Genomic DNA, 22,404 nt, shown 5'->3' with positions numbered 1-22,404 from the left:
GGCTCCGGACGCTAAAGGAATGGGGCTTCACGAACTCACATCAGCGAGGCGATCACTTCCAACATCACTTCCGTCGCGCCGCCTGCGATGGACAGCATCCGAGCATCGCGCGCGATCCGCTCGATCGAACTCTCGCGCATGACGCCCATGGCGCCGTGGAATTGCACGCACGCATAGGCGACCTCGTTGACAAGCTCGCCGCAGAGCGCTTTGAGCATCGAGATCTCTCGCAGGCAATCGTCGTCTGCCGCCGCGCGCCAGGCGGTTGCATAGAGAAACTCGCGCGCCGCTTCGACTTTCGCCGACAGCATCGCGAGACGGTGTCGGATCGCCTGCATGTCCCAAAGAGCGCCCCCGAAGGCCCGACGAGCCTTCAGCCAGACCAGAGTCTCGTCGATCGCCGCGCCCGCCATGCCCAGAGCCATGGCTGCAAGCACGAGGCGCTCGTTCTGCAGGTTGCGCATCATGGCGTAGAAGCCCTGTCCCTCCGCGCCGAGCATGTTGTCGGCGGGGATTCGGCAATTGTCGAAGACGAGCTCCGCGGTATCCGATGAGCGCCAGCCCTGCTTGTCGAGTTCGCGGGCGACGCTGAAGCCCGGCGTGCCCTTCTCGACGAGGAACATCGTAATTCCGTTAGTGCCTGCCGAGGCATTGGTGGTCGCCGCGACGCAGTAAAGATCCGCGTGAACGCCGTTCGTGATGTAGAGCTTTGCGCCGTCGAGCACGAAGAAATCGCCGTCGCGGCGCGCACGCGTGCGGATCGCCTTGATGTCCGACCCGGCGTCCGGCTCCGTGATGGCGACCGCGGTGATCACCGCACCGCTGACGATCTCCGGCATCCAGCGGTCGCGTTGGGCTTTATTGCCGTCGTGGAAGACGTAGCCGGAAGCCATATCGGTCTGGACGAGGATCGTATCGGCGACGCCGCCATAGGTGGAGCGACCGAGCTCTTCGGCGAAGACGACCGACGCCACGGCGTCCATTTCGGCACCACCATATTCGGCCGGGTAGCGGATGCCGAGAAAGCCAAGCTCGCCCATGCGGCGCAGGATTGGACGTGGAACGAAGCCTTCCTGCTCCCAGCGACGTGCAGAAGGCTTGATTTCCTCCTCGACGAAGCGGCGTACCTGGTCGCGTAGCGCCTCGTACTCGCCCGCCGCCCAAGGCAGGCCGGGTCCTTGCGTCGATACCCAGGCCTTGTCCATTGTCGTTACCCTCTGCAGTACATTTGAGCGCCCCTATGTCGGGGCGGATTTCGCGAGATTGCGGTGAGCTAGAGTTCGATCTCCTCCGTCGGCCCGTTCGACGATGGAGCGGCGGCTCCAGCAGCGGCGACCCAGCGCATCCCGTCGATCAATTCCGCGAGTCCCGCCAGGGTGGGGCGCTCGAACAGATTGCGAAGCTGGACGTCGACACCAAAACTCTTTCGCATCCGCGCCATGGCCCGGGTCACCAGAAGCGACGAGCCGCCCAATTCGAAGAAATTATCGTGGCGGCCGATCGCTTTGACTTTGAGGAGGTCGCCCCACAGCGCCGCGAGCTTCTTCTCGGTTTCCGTCTCGGGGGCCGCGAAATCCTCGGCGGTCTCGTTGTTTTGCGCGGTCGGTGGCGGGAGCAAGCTGCGGTCTACTTTGCCGTTGGATGTGAGCGGCATGCGGTCGAGACGGACGTACTGCGTCGGAATCATCGACTGCAGCAATTGCTCGGCAAGGTGTGCCCGCAGGTCTGCCGCCGCTAGGGCAGTGGAAGAAACATAGTAGGCGACCAGACGATCGATGCCATCCTCGGCCATCGCAGCGACGGCGCAGTCTTGAATGTGCGGGTGGTTGAGAAGCCGTGCTTCGATCTCGCCCAGTTCAATACGTGCGCCGTTGATCTTCACCTGATGGTCGGCGCGGCCGAGAAATTCGAGGTGCCCGTCGGCACTCCAGCGGGCGAGATCACCCGTCGCGTACATCCGCAGTGTCGAAATTCCATCCCGTGGATCGACGGTCGTCACGAAGCGTTCGTCTGTCAGGTCGGGGCGCTGGTAGTAACCTCTCGCCAACCCAACGCCCGAAATGAACATCTCGCCGATGATGCCGGGCGCGGTGGGCCGATGCCCTTCGTCGAGGACATAGATGCCCATATTGGCCGCCGGCACGCCGATCGGTACTGATACGGACTGGTCGCGTTCGATATCGAAGCGGTGGATCATGCAGCCCACAGTGGCTTCGGTCGGTCCGTACTCGTTGTAGATCTCGACGGGATGCGGAATGGCGGTGCTAGTCTCGCGGGCCAATTCCGACTTGAAGTCGTCCCCGCCGACGATGAATTTCCGCAGCCTCGTCGTGGCAAGGCCCGGGCCGCGGATCATCGCGAGATGTGCGGGCGTCAGCTTGATGATGTCGACTGCATTGTCCTCGACCACCTTGAGCACGACCATGTTCTGCACGCCCGGGTCGCCGAGATAGGCCACGATGCGGCCGCCGGTGATGAGCGGGGTGAAGAGCGTCGTGACGGTGAGGTCGAAGGCAAGAGAGGAGAACAGAGGCCATGCGAGAGCTTCGCCGGAGCTATACATCCGGGCCGCCCACCAGATGTAGTTGACCAGGCTTCGGTGTTCGATCACGACGCCCTTGGGCGTGCCCGTCGAGCCGGAGGTGAAGATGATGTAGGCGGGCTGCTCCGGAGCCGCGGCCGACGGGCGGTTTGTATCGGGCTGGTCGGAAATCGAGCCGAAATCGGCATCCAGCACGAAAACGTCGGCCAGATCGGACGAAATGCTGGATTGCAGGCGCGCCTGGGTGACCGCTACCGGCCTCGCTCCGTCGGTCCCGTTGCTGATGTCCTTCAGGATCGTCGCGATGCGCCCCTTGGGGGTCGCCACGTCCAGCGGCACATAGGCCGCGCCCGACTTCAAAATGCCGAGGATCGCGACGACGACTTCGATGGAGTGCTCCATATACAGAGCGACGATCCGGCCCGGCCCGACACCGGCTGAGTTCAGATACGCGGTCAACTGGTTCGAACGGGCGTCGAGTTCGCGGTACGTCTGCGTCGCAGCGCCGAAGCGGATCGCCTCGGCATCGGGCGTACGCATCACCTGGTCGCGAAAGAGATCGATGACCGTCTTGTCGGAAGGGAAGGGCGCCGCAGTGGCGTTGTAGTCCACCACAAGCGTGCGATGATCACGATCGCTCGGCAACGTAATTGCTACGCCGTCCAGCGCCATTGATACCACCTTGTTCATGCGGCACGCTCCTGCTGCGAAATTCCGAAACTCAGGTCACGTCTGATGATCGGGCTGTTGCATGGCCTGGCGATAAAGCTCTGCGATGGCACGGACGTCCGGCTCCTCCAGCATGCGGAAATCGTCGCAACGCTGCGGTCCGAAGTAGAACTCAGCCTGGGGCGCGACTTGGAGCCATCGATGAGGGGCGGCACCCGATCTGAGCCAGGCCCTGTTCGGAAGAACAATGCATACGCGCCCCGCATAGGGCGTCGGCATGTACCGCTTGAGAGCCTCGATCGCTGTGGATTTGAGCTGCTCGCGGCTCGCGAGCACCGGGTCCACCACTGCGGGCATGTCGGTGCTGCGAAGCCGGGTGAGCAGGGAGTGAACGTGCCCACGAAGGCTGTCGTAACAATACTGCAGACGCGCACCGAAGTTCGGCAGCTTCGCCAGTTCGCGCGTGATGGTATCGGCGCTTCCCCTGGCGAGAAAATAAAGCCGGCGCGGCAGTTCCCGGTAGGTTGTTGGATGAAGCGGGCCGAACAATGCGACGCACTCGATCTCCCGCCCGCGCCGGGAAAGGATCTTCGCCAGCTCCAACGCGGTCGCTCCACCGGAGCAGTAGCCGGCAATGACGTAAGGCCCCTCGGGCTGATGGTCGATGATCTGCTGGGCAAAATACGCTGCGATGTCTTCAACCCGGTCCATCGGCTCGCTCTGTCCGTCGAAGCCCGGCGGCTGCAACGCGTAGAACGGTTGATTGTCGCCAAGGTGTTTTGACAGATCCAGGAACGAGAAAGGTGCTCCGATGTGCCCAGGGACAGCATAGATCGGCGTTCGCGTCCCGTGAGGCTGCAGGGGGATGATTGCCGGCTGCTGAACGGCCGCGGCTGAAGCCATGTTAAGAAAGGCGATGATGTCGCCTTTGCGGTCCCGCAACTGATCGCGGAATTCGGCCGTCAGCGCGCCGACTGGTGCGCTGCACCTGAGCCGATCGCGCTCGACAGAGACCTTGATATCCTTGGCCGCGAGGATTGCGAGCAGATCGGGGATCTGCAGCATTTCGTCAATAAAGGGCCTACCGATCCCTTGCTTCATGGTTTCCTCATCGCCCGTCGTCATCGTACGGCCGTTGTTGCCCCGGCCGATACTTCAATTCCGGACTACTACCGTTCCAATGTAGCCAGCCCTGGGGACAAAGCGCGTAACCGTCCAATCCTCTTCATTCCAGACGATCGGCTGTCCCAATCCGCACCCCAAGGCCTTGGCCACCGCCTCCAATCGAGTCCAGCGCTCGAGGAAGTCCTTCGGCCGATGCTCCGCATCGACGGCGGCATAGGATTCGTAGTCGGCGGCTGACAGGCAGAGCGAGGCGATCTGGTCTGCCTCGGGCACGGGTAGAATTGCCTCGATATCGACTCCGACGTCCCGGCTGTTGGTAAGGGCGATGACCGCGACGTCTGCTGACCGTGACACGCTGAAGCGAAGGTCGCTATCGCGCATGCGAGAGGACAGGTGGGGCTTTCCAAGCTCCTCGTATTCGAATTCGACGTCGGCGGGGCAAATCTCCAGCCGGGCGGCAAGCAAGTGCCGAAGACGTCCGCGTGTCGCGACGAAGCGGCGCTGATCTTGCCTCAGCCTCAACCCCATGGCGCGCCGACTTTCGTCCTCGTTGAGGCAGAGGCCGATCTCGTCAATGGCGTCTTGGTCCAGGTCGAGCTTGAAGGCCAGGACCTCTAAATCATCGGTCTTGAGGACCAAACCGTCAGTTTCGAAAGCCAGCGTCATGATCGCGATAGTCTCAAATCAGCGGATGGCTGATTGAATTGAAATCACCGCAATGCCTCAACGCCCCATCGTGACTACCCCTTTCTCGTCAATTGTTCCGGTCGTCGGGCTACCAGTATTCGCCGTCTACCCCTAAAGGGTTAGGGGGCCCTCGGACGCCAGTGGCGGCCTTGCCTGAAGGCTTCAATCGTCCCGCGGCTCGGCGAAGGACGTCAGGTCGCAGGGCCTTCGATTTCGACAAGAACGATTTCTGGCGGCATGCCGAATCTGACCGGCCACCAGGAGCAGCCGAGCCCACCCGAAACGATCAGGTGCCGCCCGCCCTCAAAGAAGTGGCCATAACAGTAAGTCAGGCTGAGGTCCGATGGCGCGAACAACGCATTGCCGAGGAGACGCACCTGGCCGCCATGCGTGTGGCCTGCGAGCGTGACCGCAACCCGTTCCGGGACGCGTGGGAAGATGTCCGGCTCGTGAACCAGCAGGACGACCGGCGCATCGGCGGGCACTCCCGCCAGCGTGGCGTCGAGATCGTCGACGCCGCGTTTGACGTAACGTCCCGAAGAATAGCCGAGGATAGCTTCCTGCTCGGCAAGGCCCGCTATCCAAAAATCCCGGCCGTCCTTGGTGAGACGGGCATTGGCGTTTTCCAGAACCGGGATGCCTGCATTCTCGAGCGCAAGCCGGGCCGCGATCGGCCCGCGTCCCAGCCTTTGCGCCTTCTTGTCCGCCCACCAATCGTGGTTACCGAGGATCGCATGGACACCAAGAGGTGCGCGCAAGCGCCCAAGAGCTTTGGCCCATTCCTGGTCCGGCACGATCGCGGTGATCTTGTTGTGGCCGGCCACGTAGTCACCGAGCAGGACAATCAGATCGGCCCCGAGGCCATTGGTGAGGTGAACAATCTCTTCAATCCGCTCGATATCCATCCACGGCTCGCAGGCATGGACATCGGCAACTGCAGCGACTTTGAGTTTCAAGCCTGCTGGCCATGATTCAGGCGTCACTCGGTATCGCGTGACGTTCGTCTGCAGCAGCGGCTCGATCCCGACACCGTAGGCGCCGGTGGCGGTGGCAAACAGCGGCGCCACAAGAAGGCTGCGTCTGCTCAGCATTCAATTCCGGCTTTCAAATTCGTCCTCGCGTGATGCACTAGACCGGACAATCTTCGAGGCGTTCGCGAATGAGAACGCCAGGAGTATATGTCATGCCGCCGGCGTGGGGAGAAGTGCGCGATCTCCGCCCGAATTCCGAGGCTCGCGTCCGCCAGCTTTGCTGAGCGTCATAGCCATGAAAAGCAATGCAGTTCTCGGGAATGTGACAAGCTTCGACGGTGCGCGATTCCGCAGGATCCGTGCAAGGACCTTATCGTATTGTGCTTGACGTCCACCGGCGACCAGTTCTTTGCTAGCGCTCGCGGAGCGTCTCCTGCCGATACCGCGCGAGAGGTGACAGCAAATAGCTGATGATCTTGCGTGAGCCGGTCTTGATCTCGACCGTGACGGCCATGCCGGGCGTGAGCTTCACGAGCTTCTCGTCGATCTGCATGTCGGTGCGGGCGAGCGCCACTCGTGCGACGTACTCCAGGTCCTGCCCTCGCTGCTCGAAGGCCGCCGAACCACCCCCGGTGGAACGGTCGAAGTGGCCGGCCCGGGGCGCCTCGCGGGTGACGGCATCGGAGGAGACGCTGACCACTTCGCCTTGCAGCAAGCCATAGCGTGTGAAGTTGAACGTATCGACTTTGATCTCGGCTTCCTGTCCGGGATGGACGAAGCCGATGTCGCGGTTCGAGACCGTCGCTTCGATCTCCAACTTGCTCTCGCTCGGCACCACCACGGCCAGCGCCTGGGCCGGAGTCACTACGCCCCCGACGGTGTGAACGGCAAGCTGCTGTACCGTGCCGTCGACCGGCGATGTCAGCCGCTGCAGCCGGGTTCGTTGCTCGGCCTTGATCGTATCCTGAGCCAGCTCGTTGGCCTTCTGCTCGGCCTTGGCGAGGGCGTCGTAAATGTTGCGCCGATACTCCACCGCGGTCTTTTCCCGCGTTTCCTTCAGCAGCGAGATTGCGGCGTCGGCCTCCGTCAGCCGGCTGGTGAGTACAAGGATGTCCTGTTGCAGGCCCACAAGCTCCTGCATTTGGGTCAGATAGACCACCCGCGACGCCAGCCCCTTGTCGAGCAGGCTCTTATGGATGTCGATCTTTTCCTGCAACACCGGAATGGTCGCCTGAACCTTGGCGACGCTGGCCGCGATCGTTGCCCGCTCGGCCTCCTTCTGTGCCTGTTGCCGCCCGATCTCGGCGAGCTTCGAGGTGAATTCGGCGCGCTGATTGATCAGGAACTGGCGTTGCATCTCGACCTGGTCTGATTGCGCGCCTGGCGGTGGTCTGAAGCTCGCGAGCGGGTCGTCCTGAAGGGCTGCCCGAAGCCTCGCGACTTCCAGGCCCGCCGCCATCAGGTCGCCCCTCTGGCGCTCGTGGTCGGCCGCAAGCATTGTGGGGTCGAGTTCGATCAAGACATCGCCGGTCTTGACTGTCTGGCCGTCCCGGACGTGGATGGCTCGCACGACGCCGGTCTCGAAAGGTTGGATGAGCTTGGTCCGACCGCCCGGCACGATCTTGCCAGTCGCCGTCGCTACGATGTCGACGCTGCCGACCGATGCCCACAGCAACGCGAAGACGAACACCGCGATGATACTTGCCGCCGGTGCCCGCGCGGCCGGCGAGGGGGGCCGCTCGGTGATCTCGAGTGCTGCTGGCAGAAAGGCAATTTCGTGCTCGCGGCGCCGCATCTCTGCCTTGCGGAAGGGAACGATGTTCTGATTAGCGGACCTCATGGAGACCTGCCTGCAGGTAGTGCAGCTTTGCGTAGCGGCCATTGCTCTGGATCAGATCGTCATGCGCACCATCCTCGACGATCCGCCCGCGCTCAATAGTAATGATCCGGTCCGCGTGACGCACGGTGGACAGCCGGTGTGCGACCACGAAGACGGTTCGTCCCTCGGCGATCAACGCCATATTCCGCTGGATCGCGCGTTCGCTCTCGTAGTCGAGTGCGCTGGTGGCTTCATCGAAGATCAGAATGCGCGGATCTGTGATCAGGGCTCGGGCGATCGCGACGCGCTGACGCTGTCCTCCGGACAGGCTGGACCCACGCTCGCCGACCACCGTGTCGTAACCCTCCGGAAGTTCGAGGATGAAGTCGTGAGCTCCGGCGAGTTTTGCCGCCGCGATCACCTTTTCCATTGGCAGGGTCGGATCCGACAGCGCGATGTTCTCGCGGATCGTACTGTTGAACAGCACGTTCTCCTGCAGAACGACCCCTGTCTGGCGCCGGAGCCACGACAGGTCGACCATCGCGAGGTCGACGCCATCGACCAGCACCCGGCCGCCTTCCGGCACGTAGAGCCGCTGCAGCAGCTTGCCGATCGTGCTTTTCCCGGATCCCGATGAACCGACGATACCTACGATCTGGCCAGGCTGGACCGTGAAGGACACGTCGTGAAGCACCTGTGGACCGTCGACCCGGTAGCGGAAGTGAACGTGTTCGAAGGTTACGTGTCCACGGATCGCCGGCAGCGCGGCGCGTCCAGGGTGAAAGCCGGGCTCCGGCAGAGTGTTGAGAATGTCACCAAGCCGGTCCACCGACAGGCGGGCCTGATGGAAATCCTGCCACATCTGGGCCAGCCGCAGGACCGGCGCGCTGACACGGCCGGCCATCATGTTGAAGGCGACGAGCTCGCCGACGCTGAGGTCTCCGCTGATGACAAGGCGGGCGCCAAAATAGAGCGTTGCCGCCGTGACGAGTTTATTGATCGTCTGCACGGCCTCGCTGGCGACGTTGTTGAGGTTGAGCACACGGAAGCTCGCCGCGACGTAGGCGGCAAGTTGCTCCTCCCATTTTCGCTGCATTTGGGGCTCGACGGCCATCGCTTTCAGGGTTTCGACCCCGGTGACGCTTTCGACCAGAAACGCCTGGTTCTCGGCTCCGCGTGAGAATTTCTCGTCGAGCCGTTTGCGGAACAGCGGCGTCGCAATCACCGAAATGGCGACGTAGATCGGCAGTGAAGCGATGACCAGCCATGTCAAAAGCGGTGCGTAATAGAACATCACCGCCAGGAAGACGGACGTGAACAGCAAGTCGATGCCCAGCGTCAGGGCCGAACTTGTCAGGAAATTGCGGATGTTCTCCAACTCCCGCACGCGTGCGACCGAGTCACCGACCCGGCGGGCCTGGAAGTAAGCGATGGGGAGGGCCATCAAGTGACGGAATAGTCGTGCGCCGAGTTCGACGTCGATCCGGTTGGTCGTGTGCGAGAACACGTAGGTCCGCAACGTGCCAAGAACGGCCTCGAACAGGGTCAGTCCGACAAGCCCGACGATCAGGACGTCGAGCGTGCTCATGCTCCGGTGGACCAATACTTTGTCGATGACGACCTGGAAGAACAACGGTGACACGAGCGCGAATATCTGCAGGAAGAACGACGCCAGCAGGACTTCGCCGAGCAGATACCTGTACTTGTGAATGGCGCCTACAAACCAAGAGATGTCGAACCGGCGAGAGAAGTCTGACAGCGATGCGCGACGCGCCATCAGCACGAGGTCGCCGTCCCACACCGCCTCGAGTTCGACCTGCGTCATCGTCAATGGCTGAGCGATGGTCGGACGTTGCACAAGGATCTTGTCATCCGCGACCTTGCCGAGGATCAAGAAGCCGCCGTCGCGCAGCACCGCGATGCCTGGAAGCGGAGTGGCGGCCAATCGGCTCCAACTGGTTTTCAGCACCCGCGCCTTCAATCCGAACGTGATGGCGCAACGCAGCATGTCGGCGACGCCGACCTGGCCGGTGCCCAGCTGGTGCCGGATCTGCGTCGGTTCAGCAGCGATGCCATGGCATCGTAGCAACGTCACGAGCGCCCGCAGGCCGGCTTCATCGGGGTCCGGCGTGCAAGGAGCGGCTGTTGATCCGGCACGGGGGTGCGGAGGCGGAATCATCCCGCGCCAGCGGGCGATTAATTCGGGGAAAGACGCGATCCTTGCAGCCGCATGGTGCCAGAGATCGGCGATCTGGCGAGATGTCTTTGCGGAGATGTCGGAGAGCCTGATCTTCAGGCGTTCTCCCATGCCGGGAGCTCCGGCCCAAACGACGTCGCCGCTCCGGATTGTATCCAGTTCGTTACGTGTCATCCGCTCCGGCCGTGCCGTGGCCGGTCGCAATACCATCGCCTCATTGCCCTCGATCTTGCCGACGAGCAGGAAGCCGCCGTCGCGCAACGCGGCGATCAGGGGGACTTGCAGGGTCGACAGCTGCTTCCAGCGGACCTTGCCCGAGCGCGCCGCGAGCCCGAGCGCTCCGGAGCAGCGGAGCATGTCGCGGAGGCCGACGGAGTCCGCGTCGCAGAGCCTGCGAACATCGTCGATCGAAATTTTCTGGCCATGGGAGCGCAGAAACAGCCAGAGAGCCAGCAGCCCCGTGTTCGATGGAACGTTGTCGTCGTTCGGCATCGCCATTGCGATGAGTCCTTTGCGCCAAGGAGACAGATCGCGTTCGTATCCGCGGGACGACCGCTTTGCGGTCGGGCGGACGAACGTCCCGGGGCCAAGGCCCCGGAACGCAGTCATGATCAGGCTAGCCGTACGGACGAGTCAGAATCGATTGATTCAGCCAGTGTCCGGCGTTCGAGCCGGTCGCAGAAGCGATTGTGCCCAGGTCCGGTTTGCTCTGCAGGTTTCCTGCCAGCGCCTGGCTCAGTAGGGCGAAGCCCTGGTCGTGGCTGTGATCACCGCTGGCCGATGGCGGAAACCAGCCGCTGCCAGCGGCTGGCGGATCGACGACCGTGATGGTCTGTACCGGAGAGGTTACGGACGTGCCCGTGACCGGATCCTTGCCAGTTGCGGTCACCGACAGGGTTGCCGAGGGTGAGCCGGTCCCATGATAGTTGGATTTGAGCGTCAGGCCGCTGTCGACTTCGGCCGCGGTCAGCGTGATGTTATTACCTCTATGCACGTGGCCGAGCCCGTCCGTGATCGTCTCGTAGCGCGGCAGTCCCGTGATGGTCACGGATACGAGGTCGTTCTTGTCCGTCGTGGAAACATCGATGCCCAGGTCGATCGCGCCGCCGGGACTGACGGACAACGTGTTGTCGGCAACCACGAGGAGCGGCTTGGTCGGCCCCGAGGTTGGAGGCGGCTGGACGACCGGCGGAGTCACAGGTGAAGTATCGACCGAGAGCCCCGTAAAGGTCTTCACCGCGCCCGCGAGGTTGGCCGCGAGGCCGCCCGCATCCTTGATGCTCGCGCCGTTGGCGAGATTCACGCCCGTGATGGCAAGCGCAGACGTGCTGCGGTCGGTCGCGGCGACCGTCGTGGAGAACACCAGCTTGTCGGTCCCGGACCCGCTGACATAAGTGGCGACGCTGCCGTCGTTGAGGCTCAGAGTCGGCTTGCCGGAGACCGTCACGGCCTCGTCGAAAGCGAGCGTCAGGGCGATCTTGTCGCCGACATGTTCGACGCCGGCGCCCGGAAGTGCCGTGACGGCGGCTACGTTCGGTGCCACATTCACTGGCGTCGTCGGATTGGTCGGAGTGGTCGGCGTCGTCCCAGCATCGACGTTGCCGCCCTTGACCGTGTGGCCGCTGCCGGGCTTCTGGTAGAGCTGCACGCCGTCCACCAGCATGTGGGTGGTCGTTGGCGTCGTACTATCGACCGTCGAATGCCAGCCGGCAGCCTTCGAATTCGCCCATTGGCTGTCCAGTATGAGCTCCATCGGTTCTTTCGGGATCGGCAATTGTGCGCTCGTGACCTGTGCCATCTGCTTGCCGTCGAGATACCAGGTAATCGACTTCCCCGGCTGCCAATCGATGGCGTAGGTGTGGAAGTCGGCCGTCAGATCAACTCCAGTGTCTATTACCCCGCCGAGATCGCCGTTCGGCGTGTGGATGTGCCACTGAAACGCTTGGTTCACCGGGCCCTTGCCGGTGTAGCCGCCTTCCTGGATGTCGATCTCGAAATTGTCGCCGGCCGACGAGCCGCTCCCTGGCATCAGCCAGATGCCGGGCCAGGCGCCGTTTCCGGACGGCTGCTTCATGCTGACTTGAAGCAGGCCGCCGGTGAACTCGAAATTGCCGTAGCTGCTGACGACGCCCGACGTCATCGGGTAGTTCATCACGGAGCCTTGGTTCATGCCCGTGATCGGGGCTTTGCTGGATGTGATGTCGAGCACACCATCGTGCACCGAGACCTGCCCCGGCATGTCGAATTCGGCCTCGTAGGGGCCGCCCGGACCGCTGCCGCCGTTATAGGAATTCCAGGGCGAGCCGTTGGCCGCCTTGCTGGTGATGTATTTGTGCCACGCGGTATTGAGCGTATTTCCGTCAAAGCTCTCCTGGTAGACGAGGTTGTCCGCCGAGTACCCAGTCGGTGTTGATAAAGCCATCGTGCCAGACCTTGTTGATTGTTACCGCGCCTTCGTGAGCGGTTTCTCGACTACTCTGAAGTTTATGCCGCGGTAGCTCGCCCCCGAGCCCGAGCCCATCACCTCCAAGTGGCTAGGATTGGAGTGTGGCGACAACGGGTTGTGATTAGGGTGCAGACGTGCCGAATCTTAACGGTTGTAAGGCAGTTAGTTGTCGAAGTGTTGGCGGACGGAAAGATGGTACTCATTTCAATGACGTAGGGCCGGCTGAGTCGTGGGGGGGCTGGCAGGCTAGTATTATTACTTAGGACGATTGGATGTCGTCGAATTCAGTCGAGATTCGTCTTTCTTAGCGATTGGTGGAGCTGATTGTCGGACAGCTAACAACACCATTATCCGAGTCGATTTATCAAGTCTCCGAGGTAACCCTGGAGTAGGACTATTGATCGGATCGCGGCAACATCAAGAGTGCGTATCTCTGTCAAGTGCGAATAAGGGGTTCGGTAGCGATATCCAGAAGAGAAAGTAGCGGGGGGCGCCGGCGCAAGTCGCACATGGCGGGTCCATTGGTCGATAGTAGGGCCGTCTATTTCAGGAGCGGATTGAGTAATCGCGCGGCATTGTCGATCTCACGTCGGAGGAGGCTGATAAGTATCAGTCCGGGCATCACGCCTTGATGAGGCCCGGTTCGTTCGGAACGCAGCTTGTATGTATAAATTAGTCGAAGCGTCCTCGCGGCCGAACGGATTATCTGAGCTTATCAGCTGATTGGCAATCAGCCGACGGCCAATAGAAGCGCGATCGATCGCCTTGGAGGTTCGCGAGAAAAGCCGGTTGGTCGTCACAATCGAAAACTTGCTTCTTTGTGGGGCGGGGCAAAAGGCCAGATCGGTGTGTCGACCTCCATGTGCCGCATGGCCAAATGCGGACGGGCGGTTTTCGCAAGCGACCTTCGTCGCGTCATCACGAAGAGGTAGGTTGAGGCGATAATCGTTCTTGTCGGGCTGCTCGAAAGCGCATGGTAAACCGGGCGCCAGAACCGGTCGCGTCGGCGATCTCGATGCCGCCGCCGTGCTCGTCCATCACGGTCTTGACGATCGACAGGCCGAGGCCGGCGCCGTCGCTGCGGGTGCGGTCGCCACGCCAGAAGCGCTGGAACACGGCGGCGCGGTCGACTGGCGCGATGCCGGGCCCATGGTCGCGGACGCTGATGGAGCCGTCGTGCCCGACCTCGATGGCGACGGCGCTGCCGGCGGCCGTGTGGCGAATGGCATTTTCGACCAGGTTGCGCAGCGCGCGACGCACCATCTCGGCGTGGGCGTGCACCTCGGCCGGCGCGTCGCCGCCGATGAGTTCGATATCCTTGCCGGCCGCAAGCGCCACCGGGGCCATTTGTTCGATGATCTCGACAGCGATCTGCGACAGGTCGACGACCTCGGACGGATCGATCCGCATGCCGTCGATCTCGGCGACGTCGAGAAGTTGCGCGACGATGCGGCTCATGGTGTCAATGTTGCGGAGGAGATCCTTGTTGTCGTGCGCGGAGCCGACCGTTTCGATCCGTGCATTCAGGATCGCCAGTGGCGTGCGCAGTTCGTGCGCGGCATCGGCGGTAAAGCGGCGCTGCTCACGGTAGCCGTGCTCGAGCCGGTCGAACGCCTGGTTGACGGCTTCGACCAACGGCTGCACTTCGCGCGGAAGGACCACGGCCGGCAGGCGAATCCCGGCACGCGCCGGCCCAATCGCCGCGGCGCGCTCCGACGCCTCGACCAACGGACGCATGGCGCGGCGGAAGATCACGATGTCAATCGCGAGGAGCAGCAGCAGGATCGGCAGCGTGATCCAGCCGACGGTGCGGAAGAAGTCGGCGACGATGTCGTCGGTGATGACGTCGCGATGCGACAGATCTTCCGCCACCTGAATGGTCAGGACTTGGCCGCCGATCGTCCGGGTGATGCCTTCGCCGGTGAACAGATCGCGGCTCGGCAGCGGCGCCAATGCGGACGTCGAATTCTTCTTCGGCAAGGGCAGCAACGGCGCGCTGCTCCCGTTCGAGCTGAACAGCATCTTGCCGGACGCATCGAGCACCGCATAGGCGTAGCGCCCATAGGCGGCCGAATAGAGATCGCGCAAATCCTGTGGCAGATCGAGCGTGAGATGCCCCGTCGCATCAGTCGAGAGTTGCTGAGCGATGACTTTAGCCTGGCGCCGCATCGTCTGTTCGTGCAGCCGATCGACTTCGCGACCGAGCAGCCAGACCAGGATCAGCGGCAGGATCACGGCGGTGATCGTCAGCGCGACCGCGTGCAGCAGCAGCACGCGAAAGGCGAGCGAGCCGCGGCGCAGCATCTATTTTGCCTCCGACAGCAGATAGCCAACGCCGCGGATGGTGCGGACTTCGACGGTGGCGCCGAAACCGTCGAGCTGTTTGCGCAGTCGCGACACATAGACCTCGACGGCATTGGACGCGACTTCGCCGGTCAGGCCGAACATGTGATCCTCGATCGCCTTCTTGGGCACGACTCGGCCTTGGCGGCGCAGCAGGATCTCGAGCGCGGTGAGTTCGCGGGCCGAAAACAGCCGCGGTTCACCGCCGATGAAGACTTGGCGACTTTCGGTGTCGTAGGTGAGGTTCGCGAGGCTGAGCGACCGGCCGAGGAACTGTCCCGGCCGGCGCAGGATCGCCTGGAGACGTGCGACCAGTTCTTCAATGGCGAACGGCTTGACCAGATAATCGTCGGCGCCGCTCTTCAATCCGGCGACGCGATCGTCGAGCCCGCTGCGTGCGGTCAGGATGAGGACGGGGATCGGCTCGTCCCTGGCGCGCAGCTCGCGCAGGAGCGTCATGCCGTCGCCGTCGGGCAGACCGAGATCGAGGATCAGCGCCAGATAGCCGACGCCGGCGAGTGCCAGGCGGGCGTCGCCGAGCGCGTTGACCACGTCCAGCTCGTAACCCGATGCGGCCAGTCCGCGCGAAATCAGGCCGGCCAGTTCGATATTGTCCTCGACGATCAAAATGCGCATGCTCAGCAGCATTTATTGAGTGGCGGCTCACCTTTCCTAGCACGAGCCGGCCGGCGAGGTAATCCATCCAGCAATCGCACGAGAGTCTCGGTCGCGAAGCATTCCTGTAAGGTGCATGTAAGCTTGCGCTGCTAGTGCAGTTTCCCGGTAGCTGGTCTCCTGGTCCGGCTTTGGCCGAAATAGGTTGACAATGGCGCGACGCTGGCAACGCCCGATCCTTCTCGCAAGCGTCGCGCTGATCGCGGCGGCGGTTGTCGTCGTGGCGATCGCCAGCTTGCGCGGGAGCGGTCTGGTCCGGGATGCCGATGCGGATACGGTCGTGACCGTTTCTCCGGCGCGCGACGGCGTCGACCTGCAACGTCAGACGGTCACGTTGTCGTCCAAGCAGGCCGACGCAGTGATGATCGAGCCGGTTGAACAGCGTCAGTTTCGTATCACCAAGGATGCGGTCGGCACCATCGGCTACAACGAGAACTTGCTCGTGCAGGTTTTTACGCCTTATGCCGGCCGCATCATCGAAGCCACCGCCAACATCGGTGATCAGGTCAAGGCCGGGACACCGGTGTTCACGATCGACAGCCCGGACCTGCTCCAGGCGGAATCGACGTTGCTCGCCTCCGCGGGCGTGCTGGAGTTGCAGAACCGCGCGCTCGGCCGCTTGCGCCAATTGCTGAAGATCGGCGGGATCTCCCAGCGCGACGTCGATCAGGCCACGTCGGATCAGCAGACTGCGGAAGGCAACTACAAAGCCGCCCGCAATGCGGTGCGCATTTTCGGCAAGACTGACGAGGAAATCGACCGGGTTATTGCCGAGCGCAAGGTGGATTCGACCCTGATCGTGCGGAGCACCGTCGATGGCCAGGTCACGGCCCGCAATGCCGCGCCTGGTCTCTACGTCCAGCCCGGCAACGCGCCGGCGCCGCTGACGCTGGCCAATCTGTCACTCAAATGGATGGTGGCCAATGTGGTCGAGACCGACGCGCCGATGTTCAAGCTCGGCCAGCCGGTCGAGGTGAAGGTCGCAGCGTTCCCCGACAAGATCTTCCGTGGCCGGATCACTACGCTCGGCGCCAACATCGATCCGAATACGCATCGCCGCATGATGCGGAGCGAGATCGAGGATCCGTCGAACCTGCTGCTGCCCGGCATGCTGGCGACGTTCTCGATCGACGTCAGTCCGCCGGTGACGTCGCCCGCTTTGAAAATGGATGCCGTCGTGCGCGAGGGTGACGGCACGATGTCGATCTGGGTGACGCGTGATCGCCGGGTCTTCGAGCGGCGGACCGTCAAGATCGGAACTGCGCAGGACGATCGCCGGCAGATCCTCGAAGGTGTTGCCCCCGGCGAACTCGTGGTCACCAGTGGCGCGATCTTCCTGAGCAACAAGCTGGCCAACGCGGCCAGCAGCTAGGCGCTCCGCGTGCTCAAAGGTCTCATCTCGTTCTGCCTGACCCGTAAGGCGATCATCGTGCTGGCGCTGATCGTCTTCAGCGGCGCCGGCATCGCCGCCTTCCTGCGCCTTAATGTCGAGGCCTATCCCAACCCCGCGCCGGTGATTCTGGAGATCACCGCGCAGGCGCCGGGGCTGTCGGCCGAGGAGATGGAGAAGTACTACACGATCCCGATGGAGGTCGGGCTGTATCCGACCCCCGGCGTCGAGACGATCCGCTCGACCTCCTTCTATGGCCTGTCGTTCGTTCGCGTCACCTTCCGCTACGGCATCGACTATTACTTCGCGCTGACCCAGACCGCTAATTCGATCACCCAGAACATCACGCTGCCGAACAATCTGGTGCCGACCATCCAGCAATCGAGCCTGGTCGGCGAAATCTATCGCTATCAGCTCGTCGGCCCGCCGAATTACGGCCTGACCAATTTGCGCACCGTGCAGGACTACGTCGTGGCGCGGCGGCTGATGACGGTGCCGGGCGTGGTGCAGATCAATGCCTGGGGTGGCACCACCAAGCAGTTCAACGTCGATGCCGATCTGCAGAAGCTCGAATCCTATAACATCACCGTTCCGCAGCTGGTCACGGCGCTGGGCAATGCCAACATCAATGTCGGCGCCCGCGAGATCACCATCGGCCAGCAATCGGTGAACATTCGCGGCATCGGACTGATCGACAGCGGCGGCGACGATTCGATCGCCAACGGCTACAAGGTTCGAGACGTCGAGAACGTCGTCCTCACCCAGTCGGGCGGCCTGCCGATCCAGGTCAAGGACGTCGCCAAAGTCTCGGTGGGGTTCGTACCTCGGCTCGGCATCGCCGGGCGGGACAAGAGCGACGATGTCGCCGCCGCCATCGTGGTGATGGGCCGTACCCAGCACACCAACGACATCGTGCCGCGCGTGCAGGACGAGGTCGCGAGGCTCAACAGCGACGGCAGCCTGCCGCCCGGCGTGAAGATCGTGCCGTATTACGACCGCAGCGTGCTAGTCGCGGTGACGACCCACACGGTGCTGCACAATCTGGTGTTCGGCTGTCTGCTGGTGTTCTTGATCCAGTGGATCTTCCTCGGCGATCTGCGCAGCGCGCTGATCGTCAGCGCCAATATTCCGTTCGCGCTGTTCTTCTCGATCATCATTCTCGTGCTGCGCGGCGAGGACGCCAATCTGCTGTCGCTCGGCGCGGTGGATTTCGGCATCATCGTCGATTCCGCCGTGATCATGATGGAGAACATTTTCCGCAATCTGCAGTCGCCGGCGGTCCAGCAACTCCGCATGCTGGCCGCGCTCGAGACGACTAGCCGCGATTCGATGACCGAGCCGTCGCCCGAGCGGCCGGTCTGGACCGAGCGGCTGAAGATGATCTTCGCCAGCGCCTTGCAGGTCGACAAGGCTGTACTGTTCACCGCCGCCATCACGGTGACGGCGTTCGTGCCGTTGTTCACCATGCAGGGCGTCGAAGGCCAGATCTTCGGGCCGATGGCGCGGACGTACGGCTACGCGCTGGCCGGCGCGCTGATCGCCACCTTCACGGTGACGCCGGTGCTGGCGTCGCTGCTGCTGCCGGCGCCGCTCGAAGAGCACGAGACCATGATCGTCCGCGCCTTGCGACGGATGTACGAACCCGTATTGCGCTGGTCGCTGGCGCGCGTGAAGCTGGCGGTGATCGCCGGCCTGGTGTTTCTCGCGATCTCGGGTCTCGCGGCGACGCGGCTCGGCAGCGAATTCCTGCCGGCGTTGGAAGAGGGCAATTTCTGGATCCGCGCCGCGATGCCGCCGACGATGTCGCTCGACGCCGGCACCACCTATGTCCGCAAGATGCGCGACATCCTGCTGCGCCATCCCGAAGTCATCACCGTGGTGTCGCAGCATGGCCGGCCGGACAACGGCAGCGATGCTTCGGCGTTTTCCAACGTCGAGCTGTTCGCGCCGGTGAAGCCGTTCTCCGAGTGGCCGAAGGGGCTGACCAAGGAGATGTTGGCCGATCAGTTGCAGAAGGAATTCGACGCCGAGCTGCCCGGCGTCACCTTCAACTTCTCGCAGTACATCCAGGACAACATCGAAGAGGCGCTGTCCGGCGTAAAGGGCGCCAACTCGGTCAAGATCGTCGGCCCCAATCTGCAGGTGCTGGAGCAGCTCGCCGACAAGGTGATGCGGGAAATGGCCCAGGTCCGCGGCGTCGCCGACCTCGGCGTGTTTCATCTGCTCGGTCAGCCCAATCTCAACATCCGGGTCGATCGCGAACGCGCGGCGCGCTACGGCCTCAACACCGGCGACGTCAATTCGGTGATCCAGGCCGCGGTCGGCGGCAGCACCGCCACGACGGTGCTCGAAGCCGATCGCCAGTTCGGAGTCGTGGTGCGGCTCGATCCGCGCTTCCGCCAGAGCGTTGACGCCATCCGCGAGCTGAAGGTCGCCTACGCGACGCCGAGCGGCGTCAACGCCTATATCCCGCTCAGCGAACTCGCCACGATCTCGCTAGATACCGGCGCGTCCTTCATCTATCGCGAAAAGAGCCAGCGCTACATCCCGATCAAGTTCAGCGTGCGCGGTCGCGATCTCGGCAGTACCGTCGAGGAGGCGCAGAGGCGCGTCGCCGAGGCCGTGCAGTTGCCGGTCGGCTATCGGCTGCTTTGGTCGGGTGAGTTCGACAATCTGCAGGAAGCCAAGCAGCGGCTGATGATCGTGGTGCCGATCACCCTGCTGCTGGTGTTCGTGCTGCTGTATGCGCTGTTCAACACCATCCGCGACAGCCTGCTGGCGCTGGTTGGAATTCCGTTCGCGGCAGGCGGCGGATTGATCGCGCTGTATCTCACCGGGCTGAATTTCAGCGTCTCGGCCGCGATCGGCTTCATCTCGCTGCTCGGCGTTGCGGTGATGGACGGCATTCTCAACATCACCTATGTGCGCGAGCTGCGCGCGACCGGCGTCTCGACCGCGGACGCTGTGCTGCAGGCGTCCGAGCAACGCATGCGGCCGATGCTGATGACGGCGCTTTCGGCCGGCGTCGGTCTATTTCCCGCGGCGCTCTCGCACGACATCGGCAGCCAGGTGCAGCGCCCGCTCGCCACCGTCGTGGTCGGCGGCATGTTCATCGGCCCGTTGCTGCTGCTCGTGGTGGCGCCGGCGATGCGCAAACTGTTCCTGCGCGATCCGGCCCCGGCACCTCAGCAGGACGCCAGAACGACGCCGGAGGAGCCGACATGAGCCGCGTGCACGCCAAGCGCAGCGTGATGGCCACCGCGATCTGCATGTTGCTCGGCGGCTGCGCGGTCGGCCCTGATTTCATCACGCCGGCGCCGCCGTCCGTTGATCGCTACACTGCCGCGCCGCTGCCGGCTGCGGGCGGCAAGCAGGGGGCGCCGTTCGTGGCGGCCGAAGACATCCCGACGCGGTGGTGGTCGGCGTTTCGCTCGGTGCCGCTCGACCGGGTGATCCGTGCGGCGGTGACCAACAATCCGTCGCTGCAGGCCGCCGACGCCGCCCTGAAGCTCGCGCGCTACAATGCACTGGCGCAGCGCGGCCTGTACTTTCCGCAGGTCGCGGCGAGCTATGGACCGTCGGCGCAGCTCACGTCGAATTACGAGCCTTCGGACGTGCCGCAGCAGCGCTACACGCTGCACACCGCCCAGCTCACCATCGCCTACACGCTGGACATCTGGGGTGCGAACGCGCGTGCGGTGGAGAGCCTCGACGCCATCACCGAGCAGCAGCACTTCCAGCTGGAGGCGGCGCATCTGTCGCTCACCGCCAACATCGTCACAGCAGCGATCGGCGAGGCATCGCTGCGCGGACAGATCGCCGCGACGCAGCGGATCATCGCGATCGAACGCGACATTCTGCAGATCCTCAAATCGCAATTCGAGGCCGGACAAGCCGCGCAGGTCGACGTGCTCAGCCAGCAGGCGGCGTTGGCCCAGGTCGAGCAGACGCTGCCGCCGCTCGAGAAGCAACTCGCGGTCCAGCGCGACCTGGTGACGGCGCTGGCCGGCGAGCCGTCGGCCGCCGGCATTCCGCAGCGCTTCGAACTCGCGCAACTGACGTTGCCGCGCAACATTCCGGTGCTGCTGCCGTCCACGCTGGTCCGGCATCGTCCGGATGTGCGGGCGGCCGAGGCCAATTTGCATTCGGTGAGCGCCCAGGTCGGCGTCGCCGTGGCGGCGCGGCTGCCGAACATCGCGATCGGCGGCAGCAGCGCCGGCGCCAGCGCCTATAAATTCGCCCAGCTGTTCGCGCCCGGCACGGGCTTCTACGTGCTCGCCGCCAACGCCACCCAGCCGATCTTCGACGGCATGACGCTGCTCAACAAGCAGCACGCCGCCGAGGCGGCGCTGGAGCAGGCCGACGCGCAATATCGTCAGGCCGTGATCGCAGCGCTGCAGAACGTCGCCGACGCATTGCAGAGCCTCGCCATCGACGCCAGGCTGGTGAGCTCGGCCATCAAGGCGGAGACCGTGGCCCGCACCAGCCTCGATATCGTGCGTCAGCAGCTCAAGCTCGGGCAGGTCAATCAGGTCGCGGTGCTGAACGCGCAGCAGACCTATTTCAACGCGGCGGTGGCGCGCGTGCAGGCTGAGGCGACGCGGCTGTCGGACGCCGCAGGCCTGTTCATGGCGACCGGCGGCAGCTGGCCGCAGAACTGCAGGGCAGACGATTGGCGCCTATGCGTCCTCGAGCATTAAAGTCGTTCCCGTTGGAATCCTATTGGAGGGATTTCAACAACCGGCGTGTCCGCTTTGGGTCAAAGACGCCGAAGGACGTTGCCCGGCCTCGGGTGTGTTGGCCGGATCGCTCCGAAGGAAGCCAGTCCGCGCTAAGATGGCCTGTTCTCTTTCCAGCAAAGGAGACTGGCTATGCAGAGCACCGAAGAAATTGGGCGGTCCGGCCACGTGGTCCCGTGGAATAAGGGAAAACTGATCGGGCCCAAGCCGCCGCTCCAGACGAAACACGTTTGGGCAATCCGGAGCAAGCTTCAGATGGAAGAGCGGACGCGCGAACTCGCGATGTTCAATCTTGCTATCGACAGCAAGCTGCGGGGATGCGACCTCGTCAAGCTGAGGGTTGAAGACGTTGCGCCCCACGGCTTGGCCATCGACCGAGCGCTGGTCCGACAACCGAAAACCGGACATCCGGTCAAGTTTGAATTGACCGAGCAGACGCGCGACGCTGTTGATGCCTATTTAAGGACGAGGAAGACTGCGGGGCGGGGTTTCCTGTTCCCGGGCCGACGACACCCGGACCAGCCCATGACCACCCGGCAGTACGCACGCCTGGCGAAGGAATGGGTTTAAAGCATCGGATTGGATGCAAGCTTCTACGGGACCCACTCATTGCGGCGGACCAAAGCGACACTGATTTGCCACCGAACCGGAAATCTCCGGGCGGTACAGCTGCTCCTTGGACATACGAAAGTCGAGAGTACTGTCAGATATCTCGGAATTGAAGTCGACGACGCTCTCGCGATGGCCGAGCAGGTTGATGTCTGAAATACCCGGGCAGAGCAGACCAGCTCTGCCCGGCTT

Annotated in this window: 13 protein-coding genes and 1 pseudogene; 4 read left to right on the top strand and 10 right to left on the bottom strand. The window is 63.2% G+C overall.

From position 1 onward, the window contains the following. Positions 1-35: 35 nt before the first annotated feature. The 10 genes from ACOJTD_RS25895 to ACOJTD_RS25850 all read right to left on the bottom strand — a co-directional run bounded on the left by ACOJTD_RS25895 (position 36) and on the right by ACOJTD_RS25850 (position 15,435). The gene (locus ACOJTD_RS25895) at positions 36-1,205 is read right to left on the bottom strand and encodes an acyl-CoA dehydrogenase family protein (protein WP_420135712.1); all 1,170 of its coding nucleotides are present in this window, start codon (positions 1,203-1,205) and stop codon (positions 36-38) included. A 68-nt stretch (positions 1,206-1,273) separates the two neighbouring features. Further along, positions 1,274-3,232 (bottom strand): non-ribosomal peptide synthetase, encoded by a 1,959-nt coding sequence (locus ACOJTD_RS25890; RefSeq protein WP_420135711.1) that lies wholly within the window; start codon positions 3,230-3,232, stop codon positions 1,274-1,276. Positions 3,233-3,268: 36 nt separating this feature from the next. Beyond that, positions 3,269-4,336, bottom strand: coding sequence for an alpha/beta fold hydrolase (locus ACOJTD_RS25885; protein ID WP_420135710.1), 1,068 nt, complete (start codon positions 4,334-4,336; stop codon positions 3,269-3,271). A 30-nt stretch (positions 4,337-4,366) separates the two neighbouring features. Beyond that, positions 4,367-5,002, bottom strand: coding sequence for a 4'-phosphopantetheinyl transferase family protein (locus ACOJTD_RS25880; RefSeq protein WP_420135709.1), 636 nt, complete (start codon positions 5,000-5,002; stop codon positions 4,367-4,369). A 212-nt stretch (positions 5,003-5,214) separates the two neighbouring features. Then, positions 5,215-6,114 (bottom strand): metallophosphoesterase, encoded by a 900-nt coding sequence (locus tag ACOJTD_RS25875; protein WP_420135708.1) that lies wholly within the window; start codon positions 6,112-6,114, stop codon positions 5,215-5,217. A gap of 292 nt (positions 6,115-6,406) precedes the next feature. After that, the gene (locus ACOJTD_RS25870; RefSeq protein ID WP_420135707.1) at positions 6,407-7,834 is read right to left on the bottom strand and encodes an HlyD family type I secretion periplasmic adaptor subunit; all 1,428 of its coding nucleotides are present in this window, start codon (positions 7,832-7,834) and stop codon (positions 6,407-6,409) included. After that, positions 7,821-10,502, bottom strand: a complete 2,682-nt coding sequence (locus ACOJTD_RS25865) for a type I secretion system permease/ATPase (protein WP_420135717.1) — start codon at positions 10,500-10,502, stop codon at positions 7,821-7,823. The genes ACOJTD_RS25870 and ACOJTD_RS25865 overlap by 14 nt, the downstream gene beginning before the upstream one ends. A 124-nt stretch (positions 10,503-10,626) precedes the next feature. Then, positions 10,627-12,432, bottom strand: a complete 1,806-nt coding sequence (locus tag ACOJTD_RS25860; protein WP_420135706.1) for a glycoside hydrolase family 16 protein — start codon at positions 12,430-12,432, stop codon at positions 10,627-10,629. Between the two features lie 942 nt (positions 12,433-13,374). Continuing rightward, positions 13,375-14,760, bottom strand: coding sequence for an ATP-binding protein (locus tag ACOJTD_RS25855; protein WP_420135705.1), 1,386 nt, complete (start codon positions 14,758-14,760; stop codon positions 13,375-13,377). Further along, entirely contained in the window at positions 14,761-15,435 is a 675-nt protein-coding gene (locus ACOJTD_RS25850) for a response regulator transcription factor (RefSeq protein WP_420135704.1), read from the bottom strand. A 319-nt stretch (positions 15,436-15,754) separates the two neighbouring features. On the opposite strand from ACOJTD_RS25850, the gene ACOJTD_RS25845 reads away from it, so the two are divergent. The 4 genes and pseudogenes from ACOJTD_RS25845 to ACOJTD_RS25830 all read left to right on the top strand — a co-directional run bounded on the left by ACOJTD_RS25845 (position 15,755) and on the right by ACOJTD_RS25830 (position 22,368). Then, positions 15,755-16,846 carry an efflux RND transporter periplasmic adaptor subunit gene (locus ACOJTD_RS25845; RefSeq protein WP_420135703.1) on the top strand — a complete coding sequence of 364 codons (1,092 nt, stop codon included), beginning with the start codon at positions 15,755-15,757 and terminating at the stop codon, positions 16,844-16,846. 9 nt (positions 16,847-16,855) lie between these two features. Next, complete coding sequence (locus ACOJTD_RS25840; RefSeq protein WP_420135702.1) at positions 16,856-20,089, top strand: efflux RND transporter permease subunit; 3,234 nt, start codon at positions 16,856-16,858, stop codon at positions 20,087-20,089. Continuing rightward, entirely contained in the window at positions 20,086-21,564 is a 1,479-nt protein-coding gene (locus tag ACOJTD_RS25835) for an efflux transporter outer membrane subunit (RefSeq protein ID WP_420135701.1), read from the top strand. Before ACOJTD_RS25840 ends, ACOJTD_RS25835 begins: the two co-directional genes overlap by 4 nt. A gap of 171 nt (positions 21,565-21,735) precedes the next feature. Further along, positions 21,736-22,368: pseudogene (locus ACOJTD_RS25830) on the top strand (tyrosine-type recombinase/integrase). The last annotated feature ends 36 nt before the right edge of the window (positions 22,369-22,404 follow it).

This window comes from Rhodopseudomonas sp. (assembly GCF_048594845.1).
Classification (GTDB): Bacteria; Pseudomonadota; Alphaproteobacteria; order Rhizobiales; family Xanthobacteraceae; genus Rhodopseudomonas.
Note: the sequence above shows the minus strand (reverse complement) of the source record. Positions and strands in the feature narration are given on the sequence as shown.